Annotated in this window: 13 protein-coding genes; 3 read left to right on the top strand and 10 right to left on the bottom strand. The window is 41.1% G+C overall.

Annotation, left to right across the window (positions count from 1 at the left end):
* Window positions 1-263: 263 nt before the first annotated feature.
* Complete coding sequence (locus BK120_RS26600; RefSeq protein WP_076270523.1) at window positions 264-923, bottom strand: DUF4304 domain-containing protein; 660 nt, start codon at window positions 921-923, stop codon at window positions 264-266.
* Window positions 924-1,170: 247 nt separating this feature from the next.
* Window positions 1,171-1,611 (bottom strand): hypothetical protein, encoded by a 441-nt coding sequence (locus tag BK120_RS26595; protein WP_076270522.1) that lies wholly within the window; start codon window positions 1,609-1,611, stop codon window positions 1,171-1,173.
* Between the two features lie 177 nt (window positions 1,612-1,788).
* Here BK120_RS26595 and BK120_RS26590 point away from each other — a divergent pair, with 177 nt between their 5' ends.
* Window positions 1,789-2,418: a hypothetical protein gene (locus BK120_RS26590; RefSeq protein ID WP_076270521.1), complete on the top strand. Its 630-nt coding sequence runs from the start codon at window positions 1,789-1,791 to the stop codon at window positions 2,416-2,418.
* A gap of 471 nt (window positions 2,419-2,889) precedes the next feature.
* On the opposite strand, the gene BK120_RS26580 is transcribed toward BK120_RS26590, so the two are convergent.
* Both BK120_RS26580 and BK120_RS26575 read right to left on the bottom strand, forming a co-directional pair.
* The gene (locus tag BK120_RS26580) at window positions 2,890-3,435 is read right to left on the bottom strand and encodes a hypothetical protein (RefSeq protein WP_076270520.1); all 546 of its coding nucleotides are present in this window, start codon (window positions 3,433-3,435) and stop codon (window positions 2,890-2,892) included.
* Window positions 3,436-3,644: 209 nt separating this feature from the next.
* On the bottom strand, window positions 3,645-4,589 hold the full coding sequence (locus tag BK120_RS26575) for an SDR family NAD(P)-dependent oxidoreductase (protein WP_076270519.1): 945 nt from the start codon (window positions 4,587-4,589) through the stop codon (window positions 3,645-3,647).
* Between the two features lie 570 nt (window positions 4,590-5,159).
* On the opposite strand from BK120_RS26575, the gene BK120_RS26570 reads away from it, so the two are divergent.
* Window positions 5,160-5,810, top strand: coding sequence for a transcriptional regulator (locus BK120_RS26570; RefSeq protein ID WP_076270541.1), 651 nt, complete (start codon window positions 5,160-5,162; stop codon window positions 5,808-5,810).
* Window positions 5,811-6,845: 1,035 nt separating this feature from the next.
* Here BK120_RS26570 and BK120_RS26565 read toward each other — a convergent pair.
* From BK120_RS26565 to BK120_RS26540, 5 genes are all read right to left on the bottom strand, one after another.
* Complete coding sequence (locus tag BK120_RS26565; RefSeq protein WP_083682496.1) at window positions 6,846-7,898, bottom strand: FecCD family ABC transporter permease; 1,053 nt, start codon at window positions 7,896-7,898, stop codon at window positions 6,846-6,848.
* The gene (locus BK120_RS26560; protein WP_083682494.1) at window positions 7,895-8,932 is read right to left on the bottom strand and encodes a FecCD family ABC transporter permease; all 1,038 of its coding nucleotides are present in this window, start codon (window positions 8,930-8,932) and stop codon (window positions 7,895-7,897) included. The genes BK120_RS26565 and BK120_RS26560 overlap by 4 nt, the downstream gene beginning before the upstream one ends.
* 6 nt (window positions 8,933-8,938) lie before the next feature.
* Entirely contained in the window at window positions 8,939-10,897 is a 1,959-nt protein-coding gene (locus BK120_RS26555; RefSeq protein ID WP_076270518.1) for an AraC family transcriptional regulator, read from the bottom strand.
* Between the two features lie 148 nt (window positions 10,898-11,045).
* On the bottom strand, window positions 11,046-11,621 hold the full coding sequence (locus BK120_RS26550; protein ID WP_083682492.1) for a DUF4386 domain-containing protein: 576 nt from the start codon (window positions 11,619-11,621) through the stop codon (window positions 11,046-11,048).
* 773 nt (window positions 11,622-12,394) lie between these two features.
* Window positions 12,395-13,576 (bottom strand): YhgE/Pip domain-containing protein, encoded by a 1,182-nt coding sequence (locus tag BK120_RS26540; RefSeq protein WP_076270516.1) that lies wholly within the window; start codon window positions 13,574-13,576, stop codon window positions 12,395-12,397.
* Between the two features lie 175 nt (window positions 13,577-13,751).
* Here BK120_RS26540 and BK120_RS26535 point away from each other — a divergent pair, with 175 nt between their 5' ends.
* Window positions 13,752-14,378: a TetR/AcrR family transcriptional regulator gene (locus BK120_RS26535; RefSeq protein WP_076270515.1), complete on the top strand. Its 627-nt coding sequence runs from the start codon at window positions 13,752-13,754 to the stop codon at window positions 14,376-14,378.
* Between the two features lie 79 nt (window positions 14,379-14,457).
* Here the strand turns inward: BK120_RS26535 and BK120_RS26530 are convergent, their stop codons facing one another.
* A complete protein-coding gene (locus BK120_RS26530; protein WP_076270514.1) occupies window positions 14,458-14,850 on the bottom strand; it encodes a MerR family transcriptional regulator in 393 nt (130 codons plus the stop codon).
* Window positions 14,851-14,861: the final 11 nt, after the last annotated feature.

Below are 14,861 nucleotides of genomic sequence, written 5' to 3'. Positions count from 1 at the left end.
TGCTAAAACCAACATCATATAAAGCCGAATCCTTCCAATAACGTTCACAGGATAAAAGGACAGCATTCGTCTCACAAATCTCTTCGAATCTTGAGAGTAATTTTCGAGACTTTTCCTCTGTATTCACTTTGAAAAACGCATGCCAATGAATGCTTTTATGCATTTAGATACCCCAATCATTGAATAAGATGCGATGGTAATTTAACGATACAGCCTGTTGTCATTGAACTATCGTGTCCCGTTAGTTCAATTATCTATCACCTTCATTGCAACCTCTTTACAGCAGTTGCTTTGTTAATTATCTCGTTAAACTCAGGAATCAAAGCACTACCAACTATTTTATCTCCAATCCGATTAATTGCCCAAGTTGCAAAAGAAATAGCTTGCTCATTGTTATTCACCTGCAAATGCACTCTAGAAATAACTAATGCTAGTCTAGTATCTGTTAGCACGTCACCTAACCGTTTTACATTCTTATTCCTTTGTTCCATGTCCTCTACGCTAATACCGGTGAGACATTCAGGGAAATTAATGAAACTCCCAAAGTATTGTAAACCGTATTCTACAAAAGTTTCTGTCATATGTCCGATGTTTTCAAGGGCTTCGATTTCCGTTTCACCATAACTCCACCATAAGTCTTCATCTTCAAGGTCTGAAAGTCGCCACCGAAAATCACAATCATAGGATGAAACTTTATTAAGTGGGACATGAGCACCCAAAGGGTTTGGGATGAAGTCTATGTATACTCCAAGTTCAACACAACAACACCCGCCATTTTTATCAGCTTGAATATTGACAGTATAGATGAAATGATTATTTGGTTTTGTTCTATACTTACCGCCTGTACCATTGAATCCATGCTTTTTTAGTTCTTGTTCAAATGTATCTTTTAATAATTGCTTGAACTTTTTTAAATCAGTCATTGGTAATGCCCCCCCCCTTGCCAGACACTTATTCGTGTCAGCAGCATCAATCTCTGTATTTAAAGCTATTTTATCATCAACTTAGCCTTGAATGTGATTGATATATGATTGTCATTAATTGAACAAATATAACTGGCGGACACCATGCTATCCTGCCCATTAATGAGCAGGCCACCGCAGCAGCTGCTCATCAATACGTTATTCAACTATCGTTTCCCGTTAGTGTTATCGTTTTCGATGTGAAACCTTATAGCTTCAAGTATTTATCCATAGGGAAGTCATAATTAATCCATTTTTCTTTGTAACCTTTCCGTCCATGTTGCTTTAGCAATAAGTCCAGTGCTTGAACAACTGTCCTTGTAAATTCCAGTATAGAACCAGTTTCATCTAGTCCAATAACTTGCTTTTTCTTGTTACTTAAATCTTCAAAAGACATAATTTGTACACGTAGGGAATCATCATTAATCTTACTTAATGTCCAAACGGTTCCACCAGGCTCCTCGTTCCATTCAAATTGAGTCTCTGAAACAGCATATAGACTGACTTCTGGAATAAGTGCATTTAGTGCCTTTAACATGTCATTAAGAGCATCAGTTACATAGCTTGTTGCGAAGTAAACTGTACTTGAGCTCATTTCAATACAACCATCAGCCCAACCAATACCTGTTAGTTCATATTCAAACCTCATAAAGCCCTCCGTTCAAAATGGCATTTTCTTTTTTCATTAATTCAAGGCATACACTACGCTATCCTGCCCGTTAGCTTAACAAACCGATAGCAATACTCTTGGAAAATGAAGGTGATTAGCTGGTATCCAGCGAAATATTAATCTTAATTGATGATATGACATTACGGGGGTAAACAAATGAGTGAATTTACTTCAGGCAGTCTTGTATTGAATATACATAGGAAAGCTATCGAAGACTTCAATCCCATTTTTATAAAACCGCTTAATGACAAATGGAGCGTGTTTTTTACGGAAGGTACAGACGTTAGTGACACCTATCCTGAGGATATTATAAAAATGACTGCTGGCGTACCTGTATTATACTTTTATAATTTCGAAGACCACGGCTGGGGTTTCACCATCCTTCATCAAAGCAGAGTTGTATCTGCATTCGATTATTCGTATGAGGAAGATGAAATTGAATTACAGAATTATGTACAAGAACGGTTTCCTGAAGAAGAAGCTATTGAATTACTCTATGTGAACCCTGATTCAGACGCTTTTAGGGTTAAAATACTTGGGAAATTCTATATGGAACATAGTAAGGAAGACAAAGTAAAGAAACTTATTATGAGTCTTGACGTGGATGCGTTTGCGTTATTCAACATCGATTCGGGTGGACTTGATAGACTGCGAGATATGTTCCGTATTGAGTCGTTGGTCAGTCTTCAAGATCGTTTTACCTTGATTGACGACTTCAAAGCGACCTTAGATATCAAGGAAATTTGCTGGATCCGTGCAGATCGGATAGAGAATCTGATGAATTAACAACTGCCAACTGCCTCTCGATTGAATCATTAAGCTGCATTAGCCGCTAGCCCAAACCTGAAATAAAGTTCGGGCTAGCGGCTATTTTGTTGAACTAACGTTCTCCGTTAGTTGAATATCAAGTTCTTATCTTTTTCCTCTAATCCATCGATTGAATTTAGTTTCCCTCCATGCTGTCCATCCAATTGGCAGATCAGCAAGTTGGACCAAACTCGGGTCAATGTCTATTCATTCTTTTAACCCTAGAATACTAGCGTCTAATTCAATCACATCTTCACCATCGAGAAACTGACACATTCCATCATCGCTGTCATGGGATACTTATAGAATAGGGCTATGTCTATTCATTATTTTATGGGTTGTAATAACAGCTAATTTTCAGGATCTTCAAATGGCCAAAGTCGTTCCATAAATACATAACCTCCAGATATGATTAAGCTAAAGTTAACCGTTAGTTAAGTAGGCATCCCTTCATTTTAGTATGTCTCCTTTCAGAGAACCATGTATCAGTTCGTTTGTGATCTCCAATGCATCATCCCTTTTTTGTGCAGGTGCTGATATGATATACCCGCTACGACCATCAAAACCTGATTGATCAAGGTTCCTAGCATCTTTTGTAAATTTTAAAATTGTAAGTTTACTAAAATCGTCGTTAATAAAAATATTACCGTAAGCAAAATGTTTAGGCTGTCCCTTTTCATTATAGGTATAAAATAGAACTGCTTCACCATATTCGCTCAGTGTAATCTTTAATTGTCGATGCTCTTCTGGAACAGGTATATTTTCACCTTTAATATCGATTATTCCTGTGAATGTTCTTACTCCTTTTATGCTCTTTTTCATTTTACCATTTACAAATATGGTATCTGGCTTCACAAAATCACTATTTTCTTCACCCAATTGATACAATACCCCTTGAATCGTAAATTTATAGTGCTTTGGGTATGTATACATTAATATCCATACAATAAATGCCACTATAAGAAGTACTATTGGTATCCATAGTTTTTTCTTCAATTATCAACCACCACCTCAACTAACATTAAATGTAACTATCCGAAAGTACAATGAAAGGCTTGAATCTCACCACTAAAGTATTAGAGCAGTGATTAAAGTATCCTGCTCGTTAGCTTAATGAAGCATCGTCGCATCGTCAGTCTAACACTTTATTTTTCAGTCTTTAAATTATTTCCTTCTAACTTCTGCTACTCCTGTTATGCTTACGACTAATAAAAATTACTAGTCAGCTCCGTGCTTAATCCCCATAGTTTCTCCGAAATTTCGATGTCGATAGCGTATTTAGGATAGCTTCCTGAACCAAATATGTTCTTCAATTGCTCTACACCTTTTTCGCTTTTGGATGGTGCAACTATCTCTCGCTTGTGGTTAATTAGGTGGCCTGTCACATCGCGGAATTCATCCGAAGTACAAATATAAAAATAGTTGTCTGCCATGCCGGCTGGTGGCGGATTCGTTAAATTTTGAGCCGTAGCAAGCACTTTCCAAAATGGGCTAAGTTTGCTAATCGTTTCTTTTGATAATTTTACTCGGTTAATTTGAAGCGCATTGATTTTAATTCCTTTACTTTTCAATTTATCTGCTAATTTGAAGGTTAATATCAATAATGCCATTTTGGAGTCTCCGTACATCTTATATACACTGTGACGCTGCTTGTTTTGCAGTTCACCGCGCAAATTATCGAAATCGATTTTTCTTTTGGGATCGAAAAAATTTTTAATATTGGTCGTACAGGCATTTAGAATTCTCGGATCCTGCGATTTTTGAAGATGGTCTGTCAGCAAATTAGTCATTAAGAAGGGACCAAATGTGTTAGTAGCAAAAGATAGCTCAATATGTTCAGGACTAAGCTTATATTGCTTTTCTCCATGATTTAAGTAAGCTGCGTTATGTATTAAAATGTCCAAACGTGAGTATTTAGCTTTGAATGCAGCACAGAATAAACGAATAGAATCAAACGATGAAATATCCAGCTCCATCAAATCTACATTAACATTGTTTGCTACTAGTATGATTTCTTGTTGCACAGGTCTACTAATCTGCAAATTGCGGCAAGCCATGATAACATGATATCCTTCGGTAGCAAATTTCAGCGTTGCCGCTTTTCCGATCCCCGAATTTGCTCCTGTTATAATAACAATCTTAGCTTTCATGCCGAACCTCCTATTGGATATTTCACGGGATATTTTACGGTTACCCTTCAAAGTCTGGTTCCTACGAGCTTAAACAAATGGATTACATGATTAAAAAAACATTTTAGGTTGTAGTAGCTTGCAGAGCTTGTAGTGCTTTTAGTGCTTTTAGTGCTTTTAGTGCTTTTAGTGCTTTTAGTGCTTTTAGTGCTTTTAGTGCTTTTAGTGCTTTTAGTCAATTATGTCTTCTCTATTATGAAGGTATTATGGTGCGAAGGATTGTTTCGATTTTATAAGCTGAGTTATCAGTTGGGTTCTTGAGAAAAATTGATTAGATATCAATTGTTTTGGCGTGTTTCTCAAGCTGTATATCAATAATATATCGTATTTGTTCAATTAATAGTGCATCTTACAAAAACTCTGAGACACTTATAAATATTAGAAATAACAGCTATTGATGAAATAGTCAGCTGAAGATATACTGACAACATAGGTCGTGAAGAACACGCCGCTGCCATACAACCATTCCCTGCTTGGGAGAGTGTTTGTATGACAGCGGCATTTTTATTTTGCAGAGGGGAAGTGTATGTTATGGCATCTCAATTTGAACACAAATATAAGGAATGGTTACAATCCAATATTGATTCAGAGAGTAATCATAGAAGACTTGAATTGCTCAATAAGGGACTTGGCCACGGCACAATTGAATTTCTACGATCAGTATGGTTCCCTGCTGTCGGACATTTCGATCATCTGCTGCCTGAATGGGAAGTGCGCGATTTCAATAATGGCTATCGATATCTGGATCTTGCCTATATGCCAGGTGGCGCAAAAGGTGGAATTGAGATTCAAGGTTATGCGTCCCATGCTCGAGATCTTGATGTAAGACGATTTAAAGATTTGTGTAGAAGGCATTGTTTGTTATCTCTTGACGGTTGGATGCTGCTGCCTGTTGCTTACCCCTCTATCACGGATGAACCGCAACAATGCCAGCAGCTCGTTCTTGCTTTCATAGGTAAATTCATTTCTTCAGATGTGCCTTCGCAGCTAATGAGCTCTGAAGCGGAGACCTTACGACTAGCACGACGTTTGCTCCGACCCATAACTCCTTTAGAACTCGCAGAGCATCTCAGAGTAAGTGATCGACATGCAAGGCGTATTTTGTACAAACTCGTTGAACTCCAACTGTTAGAGGTATCAAGTGGCCACCAACGTTGCCGTACTTTTAAAATTCCATTGTAACGGTATACGTCTAGTAGCATGAGAATAAGTAATGTGACGGTGATAGTCAAAATTACGTGGGTGTGTACGTGTGACGAAAATACTCAATCTTGCTTGGGTGTGGACTTGTGTCGGTAATGCTCAATGTAATATCGGCGTGGGGTTATTTCGGTAATACTCAATGTTGCTTGGACGTGGGTTTGTTCCGGTAATACTAGATGTAACTTGGGCGTAGGTTTGTCTCGGTAATACTCAATGTAACATCGGCGTGGATTTTTATCGGTATTCTCAATGTTGCTTGGGCCTGGGTTTGTGTGGGTCAAAGTTGCATGGGGCGTTTGAATTCTTACTGTGACAGAAGAAGCAGCTTGGGTGGCGGGTGTTACGGACATAGGTTCCGCTATTTAACAGATTTAGCTCTTTTTTTGATCTTAACGGACATAGGTTCCGTTATTAACTAAAAAACCAGAGTATCTGGAGTGTTTCAACACATATAACGGAACCTATGTCCGTAACATTCTCAAAAACCTCCCAAGGTTCTCAAATAGCGGAACTGATGTCCGTTAGAAAAACTTGAGCAGGTTACGATTGTAGATAAGCATACAGATGTTGTATTTTCGCCATTGAATGGTCAATGTTCCTACGGTTCTCCCTAATCATATCCATGGTTTGCTTAAACTCTGCGAAATGCAGCTGTTACAGGTATCATGTGGTAATCAACGTTTCCGGACCTTTAAAATTTGGTTGTAGTGATGTATATCATAATAGCATGGGAATGGTTTTGTGACGATAATACTCAAAGTTGCGTAGGTGCGGGATTCAGAAGGTGACAGATAAAGTAGCAGGGGTGGGATTAATAACTTCGTCGATAATATTGGAATATTCATAAATAAATTATAATAACCATCGTTTACAAGCGTCAACTACAGTCCGAAGTTACTTTTTACTAAAATTCCCCCAATGACAAATGCCCCGAGTGCTGTACACAGCAAAACAAAAACAAGAACCCCCTCGGACGAAGTGGTTCTTGTTTCTGTTCTTGTTTGTTGCGCCTTCTTAAGAAGACCTCATTAACAAATACAAAAAATAAGGAACGCTAAGCATCGTTACAAATATTCCAGCTGGCATATCAGGTCCTGACACAAGTGCCCTGACAATTGTATCCGCACTAAGTAGAATGATTCCACCGATCATACCTGATGCAGGCAATAGAAACTTATGGTCCGAGCCTACTAGCTTGCGTGCCAAATGCGGACTAATTAAACCGATAAAAAAAATCGAGCCTCCCAAAGCAACACTGCCTGATGCCAAAGCAACTGCTGCGAGCGCCAAGCTCACAAACGACTTTCGGACGTTCACGCCTACTCCTGTAGCTGTTGTATAACCAAGACCAATCGTATTCAGCAGGCTAGATTTATACCATACGTAACCGGATAAGAGCAAAACCCAAGGGGCTAGAATAGCGATATAGCTCCATTCGTCTCCCCACAGATAACCGGCTTGCCATTTTTGCGCGAATACAAACTGATCGTTATTAAGCTTAAGCGTCAGGAACAACGTTACTGCACCGAGTCCTACATTAATAGCGACACCTGTTAAAATAAGACGGGTTGGAGAAGGAAACGCTCCTTTTCTATAAGCCAGCAAATAAATCAATAATGCAGCCAGCAATCCGCCTACAAAGGCGAGCAATGGCAAAAAAATAGCAGAGGACATACTTGTAAGTCCGACAGTAGAAATAAAGAGTAATACAGCTAAGCCTGATCCCGCGCTAATGCCAATCATTCCCGGATCAGCCAGATCATTGCGAAGAATGCCTTGCATGACTGTACCTGAAGCGGCCATCCCCATGCCAACTAACACAGCCAGCACGATGCGGGGAAGTCTAAACTTAAATACGACCAACTCGTTTTTCGCTGTACCATTGCCAAATAACGTTTGAATGACATCGACTGGACCAAGCGACATTTTACCGAGATTCATACTGCATATCGCGCCAGCGATAAGAAGAACGAACAATGAGGCCACGATAAAAATCCGTTTGCGCTTCGCTCGTTGGTTATATGGATCAACTGCTGATGGCTTTATACGACTTAGCTCAGCATTCATTCAAGGTCACTCCTCACTCTGCTCGAAATGAACAGAAAAAGCGGGACACCAAGCATTGCAAACACAATGCCAAGTGCTACTTCATTCGGACGATTAACTAACCGCCCCGTCAAATCCGCAGCCAACATGAAAATGCCGCCATATACAGCTGATGCTGGGATGATATATCGGTAATCAACACCGACGATTAGCCTCATTAAATGGGGAACGATTAGCCCAACAAATGCTATAGGGCCAACAAGTACAACAGATAAGCCGGAAAGGATGAGAACTGCTAGCGTAGATAATAGCTTGATTTGCGTTATACGCTGCCCGAAGCCCACCGCAATATCTTCTCCAAGACTTAATATGGCAATGGAAGGAGACAAAACAAAAGCAAGAATCATTCCTCCTACAAACCAAGGCGCAATTAGTGCGAGCTCACTCCAAGTTGCCCCGGCCACACTGCCGGCTGTCCAATAGGAAAGCGCTTGTCCAACGTTAAATCGAATAGAGACAAAAGTACCCATTGCCCCAAACAGCATTGTAATGGACATGCCGGCAAGGACGAGCCGCTGGGGAGTCATGCCTCGTTTGTTAAGTGATGCGACTAGGTAAGTCATGACGGCTCCAAGACCCGCTCCTGCAAAACATACAAGCAGCTTATCCATATAACTAATACCCGGTATAAATGCAAGAACGAGCACCATGGCAAAAGCTGCCCCCGAGTTTACGCCCATTAAGCCTGAATCAGCAAGCGGATTGCGGGTCGTTCCTTGCATGATCGCTCCAGCCACCGATAAGCTGATTCCTACTATAATGTCAGCAACTGTTCGCGGAAACCTTAGTGCTTGAATGATTTGATGTTCTGGTATGTCCGGATTAAAAGAAAATACTGCAGTCCAAGCAATAGAAATATCCATTCGTGCTGCACCGAATGAAATTGATGCGGCAGCGGCTATCAAGAGCAGCAGTATGCCAAGGAGAAGAAATAGCCCAAAGAAAGCTCTGCCGCGAAATACGGGATTTAAACGGTTGGTTTTTATCGCAGCCATCCTAAATTACTTGCCTGCAGCCGTAGCTAACAAGCTATTCGTAATCATATCAAGCTGAGTCCTTAGGGAATAGATATCCGTGTAATAAAACAAACCAAAAGGAGCCTCTATTACACGCTTTTCCTTAACTGCAGCTATACTGCTCCAAACCGGATTGTCTGACAAATCGTCCATACCTTCCCACGAACTACGCAGCAATATATCCCCAACATATTGCGGCATTACTTCCATAGAGATCGTTTGGCTTTCAGCTGCTTTCGACTTTTCAAGCTTCTTCTGAATGATCTCTGGTCCTTTCATGCCTAAATAATCGTAAACGATTTGGGAGCCACGACCATACTGCTTGCTCTCGATAACCAGCATTTCCTTCTTGTCGCCTTCGACAATCGTGATCGTTTTATCAAGTATTCCAGCCGAACGAAGCTTCTCCTTGCTAAGTTCCACTTTGTTGTTGAAATCATCCAGAAACGCTTTTGCTTCCTTCTCCTTGCCGAATACCTCGCCTAGCTTCATAATCCGCTCTTCTGTAGATACCTGATCGGCAGCAATGAGAACAGTTGGCGCAATATCCTTTAAATTACTGTAGCTATTCTCAGAATTCACGATAATCAGATCAGGATCAAGCGCCATTACTGCTTCTGGACTCGTTTCATCCCAATGTCCTAATGATTCTGCCCCTTTCAATTGCTCTGAAAAAGCCGCCCCGTCATACACCTCGGAAATCCCGATTGGATTGACACCTAGTGCAACGATGTCTCCTAGCATATACAAAACAACAACACGTTTTGGGTTTGCTGGAACGATGACATCTCCTTTAATAGTAGAGATCGTGCGAGTGCCTTCTTCACTTACCGTCTCGGAATTTGGTGAAGCCGTTGCGGTAACGTTTACTGCAGATCCAGTAGAGTTAGTCCCAACATTCGTCCCCCCACCAGAGCAAGCGCCTAGCAGTAACGTTAAACTGAGCAGCGTGCTCAGGATTAGTAAAGATTTTTTATTCCTTTTCATACTAATAAAACCTCCGCTTTTGTATTGGTAATGATTATCACTACCAATTACACTATAGCGTCGTAATCTTGAGGCGCCAATGGACAATTTAGAACTGAAGCGCGGACTATCTTCCGATGTTGCCTTTTCTCGTTCCATGGCCTGATATCGTACTGGAGACAAACCGGTCTGTTTTTTAAACAGTCGGCTAAAATAATATTCATCCGCATACCCGACTTGCGACGCAATAACCCGCAAGGATGACCTCGTCTCCAGCAGCAGCTTTTTGGATTCATTTATACGGATCTGAATGAGATATTCAATGGGACTAGCTCCCGTTTGCTGCTTAAATTTCGTCGATAAATAACGAGGACTATAATTGTATTGATTCGCAAGAAAATCAAGCGTGATTCCTTCTTGATAGTGATTATGAAGATAACGTATCACTAGCTTCACGAGATCCTTTTGACCGTTTTTCGAATCGAACGTTTTTTGATTCCGCAATACCTCATGAACAAATTGATAAAATAAACCCTTTATCTCCACACTGCCAAGGCTGCCTGAATTTTTCAATGTCTGCTCCATCGAGGACATCAGAAATAACATGGCGCGCGGTTCCTCCGGTTCAAATCCATATTGGATTTCAAACGGACTTTTACGCTCGAGCCACTGCCTCATTTCCCTCCAGCCAGAAAAAGCGAGCTTCGCTCGATAAAATAAAAAATAAAACTCAAACTCTTCCTTCGCTTCAATCTCCAATATCATCCCTTTTGACCCGTGCAGCAAATAAGATCGCCGTGTCTGATGAATGACATCGTCAAGTATCAGATGCGCCGAGCCACGAACTCCAAAAATAAAGCCACTAGCGGGAAAGCGATAATTTAACATACACTCTCCGGCATTCATGACCGTGTGCCTAATATCAAATATTTTAGCAGCTGAATGATTCCAAATCGCAATTTGCTCTTCGAACTTCATGATGTTTCTCCTCTAATGCATTTCTTTTTTATTCATTATAATTGAAAATCGTTCTCAATTAAAGTGTGACCAACGAAATATTCGTTTATGGAGTTCCAACTAACATAAAAAAACACACCCGTTTCGATGTGTTTATCATGCGTATCCGTTATTTTTTTATTGCCTGAGCATCTATCGCCGATAAGTTAAATCCTTTTACAATCAGCCATATTGGAAAAATGATTTCAAAGATTGCCCCCGGAATATACAGTACCATTCCTACGTCATGGCCAATAATACCGAAACATCCACTTGCGAATAAAGCTGCGTATCCAATTAGTCCAATAATTGATATGATTCTTGGAATAAGTTTTGATCTATACAATAAATAACAAAATATCAAGCTACCCACGCTAAGAGCTAACATCCCCATATCAAATGCCGCAAAATGTCCTTTTACAGCTAAAGCTGCCACGGTCTGAAAGTCATTCCTATCCGCTGCTCCTGAAGCAATATACTGCTCACTTAATAGGACTAGCAATTGCAAGGCGACTATACTCACGATGAGAAGTACAGAATCAATAATTCTCGAACCAAAGTAACCAAGTGCCAAAGCCTCATCCTGTTTTTTCAGTATGGGATACATCAGCATGGCAATACCGACAACGGCTGCGCAATTTATCAATTCTAAAAACATACCTGTTATTACTTTCGTTCTGTCCGGGTAGAGATGTTCAAGAAACAACTGCTAGTTTATAACCGATTCTATAAGCCCATTTCCCGCCATATAGACAGTCGTTGCTATAAAAAACAATACCCCAACCGTTATTGCCGTCTTCCTGTTTGCATTCATATTCTAACTCCTTTGCATAATAATTACCCGCTCGATATAAGTAATATATCTACAAAGAAGTGATGCATATAGATACTAAAGTATGTTTTTAAAGTATGGTTTTGAGTCGACACCTTCACACTCAGAGTTATGGCGGAGAATAGAGTTCAGATTCATCCAGCAATCGCCTTTGTGGATTGGAAACATTGCATTCTCATACCATTACAGTTCCTTAAAAATAGGCCAAACCCCGCTGCACGAGCATGTTACGGGCATACGTTCCGCTCTTACGTAAATCGCTCCGATTGCATGTCTATCAGACATAAGTTCTGCCATTTGTGTAAATTCGCCCACTTTTGCGTGTCTAACGGACATACGTTCCGCTATATACGTAAATTCGCCTACTTTTGGCTGTCTTACGGACATAGGTTCCGCTATTTGCTTTAAATCGAGTCTTTTTTGAGTGCTACAGCACAAATAGCGGATCTCATGTCCGTTAAAATGTCGAAACCCTCTAAAATTCAAACTTAACGGAACTGATGTCCGTTAGCACTGCACGTCACCGTCCCTCGGCTCAAAAACGGGGAATTGGCAGCAAAATATACGTTTAAAAAAAGAGAAACCACTCCTACCAAAGGAGTGGCATCTAATCAAACTAATATAGCCTAATAACTAACTAATATAGCTTAATAACTATTTTGTAATGAAGCCTGCGATAAAACCGCTTTTTCTCTCTTAAAACTAGCAGCAAGCAGAATTAGAAGGAAACCTCCTCCAATGTACCACAACATGTACGCGTTGGAGCTGACTGCATCCAGTCCTCCGAAGTACATTACCTCCCTCATTCCTACAGCGGCGAATCGAAGCGGCGTCCACGAATAGATCCAATCATGCGATGTTTGGGACAGAAACTCCGGTGCCATATTAAGCAGCGGCATAGAGAAAAACATAAGCAGTACGAGAATCCCCATTGCCGGCATGCCAATCCAGTTCAGCAGTGCGGACTGCAGCATATAGAATGTCGCACCCACCAGCCATAGGAATAACCACGTATCCCACGCCTGCGACAGCTCCATCCCATACCAAGAAGAAGCCATCCAGACGAGAAATCCTGATGCAATACCAACAATGACAACTCCTGCTACAGGCTGCATCGAGATTGAGGACAATCTGCTTGCCCCAGCTTTCATCGCATTGCCGCAAGCCATAAACAGAATCAAAGCTGTCACTAAGCTGCCCATCCACATAATTTGTGTCAATAAACCTGGTGCATTGCCAGCAGCATTATTCGTACCGACCGCATGCACAGTCTCATCCTGTACATTGATTGGAGATAGCAAGGCTTGGGCAACAGCGACCGGTACTTGCTGCGTCTTCTCACCCATTTGTACAAGCATCGACTTGGACAACTCTGCTCCAGTCATTTTCATCACTTGACCGAGACTTTGTTTGACTAGCGTTGCTGCTTGCGAGCTTGCTCCTTCACTCACAATAATCTGAACAGTCGCAGGCTTCGGTGACGGTCCAGCTAATGAGGCGATTCCTGCGCTCAAATCAGCTGGAAGAATCAATGCTCCATAATACTCTCTATTGTCAATCCCTGCGCGTGCTTCTTCTTCCGAACTAACAATCGTCCAAGAAATGGGCAACTGATCGTTTTCCGTCAGCTTTTGTTTCAACATTTCACCCACCGCGAGCGAACCGCCAGTTGGGATGTTCACAGATTGGTCAAGCGTGACAAGCGCCACAGGTACATCCTTGGGCTTTGTGCCAAGCACCGATCCCATCATTGCCGCTCCAAAGACGACGAGCACGACCAGAACGATCAACATTCCGATCCACGTTATTTTTTGTTTAAAAATCCCCATGATTTCTATCCGCTCCTTCTCTCTATTAATTAACAAGGTGTTGATTAGCGTTCATGTTGTTAATTATAATGAGATGAGGGAAAAGTACAATAATCACTTCTATCCGCAGTGTTCATTACTCATCATTCCTTTTAACGTCTGTTCATTAACTCGAAAAATAGGGGGATTATATACCTTGAGTGATAAACTTGATCGCAGGCAAATTCGCACCAAGCAGCTTTTATATGAAGCGCTGATGAGCTTGATTGAAGAAAAAGGTGCTGATACCGTCACTGTGACTGATGTTGCTAACCGGGCGAATGTGAACCGAGGCACTTTCTACTTGCATTACCGAGATGTGCCTGATATGCTACAGCAGCTGAAAGACGAAGTATTTGCCACCGTAGAAGCATGCGTCATGAAATTCGATATCATGGAAGCGAGAACGTATCTCGACAAAGATGAACCGTATCCGCAAAGCATCAAAATTTTCGAAGAGCTAGCCCGTCATGCCGATTTTCTTCGCATTATGTTTGGACCAAAGGGTGACATGTCGTTGGCCATTCAATTTCGCACATTGCTCGCTTCACATATTTATGAGAAAATCAAAATCTTGCCTCAGCATAAAGTCGTCATGCCGCCCGAATATGTCGTAGCCTATATGACATCGGCCAACTTTGGCATATTCATGCACTGGATCGAATCTAGACTAAGCCAAACCCCGACGCAAATGGCCAAGATGATGATCCGAATCATGAACTATGGGCCCTTGGTATCATTTGGCCTTAGAGATGCGCCGTCTGGGAGTATAAATGACTTATAGGTTAGCTGCCATCTTCTGTGACTTGTCATAAAAAAGACAATGAAGCCCCATTAGCTCCATTGTCTTCATCCCAACATACTCAATCGTCCAACGTACGAAATGATCGCAAATAATTTTGGATGTCCCCTTGCGGGGTTTCAAGCAAGCCGGAAAGCATCCTTTGCATGCCATGCAGCTTTTTAACTTTTTCATCGATCTCCATAATTTTATTCCGTACTAATTCCTTTAACAACTCCTCATCCATGTCTTGACTAAGCATTTGCAAACCTTCTTGGATTTCCTTTAACGAATAACCTAATGATTTCGCATCTTTGATGAATTTAATCTTTACAAGATAATCATCAGAATATATTCGGTACCCACTTGCTACCCGGCGGGGAGCAGGCAAAAGCCCTCTCTCCTCATAGTAGCGGATAGCAGCCATGCTTAATCCCGTTTGCTTTGCCAATTCACCGCGTGTCATCCCTTCCATGAGTGTCCCCC

The sequence above is a fragment of the Paenibacillus sp. FSL A5-0031 genome, assembly GCF_001956295.1.
Taxonomy (GTDB): Bacteria; Bacillota; Bacilli; order Paenibacillales; family Paenibacillaceae; genus Pristimantibacillus.
The sequence above is the reverse complement of the archived record's forward strand: the minus strand, read 5'-3'. Positions and strand labels throughout refer to the sequence as shown.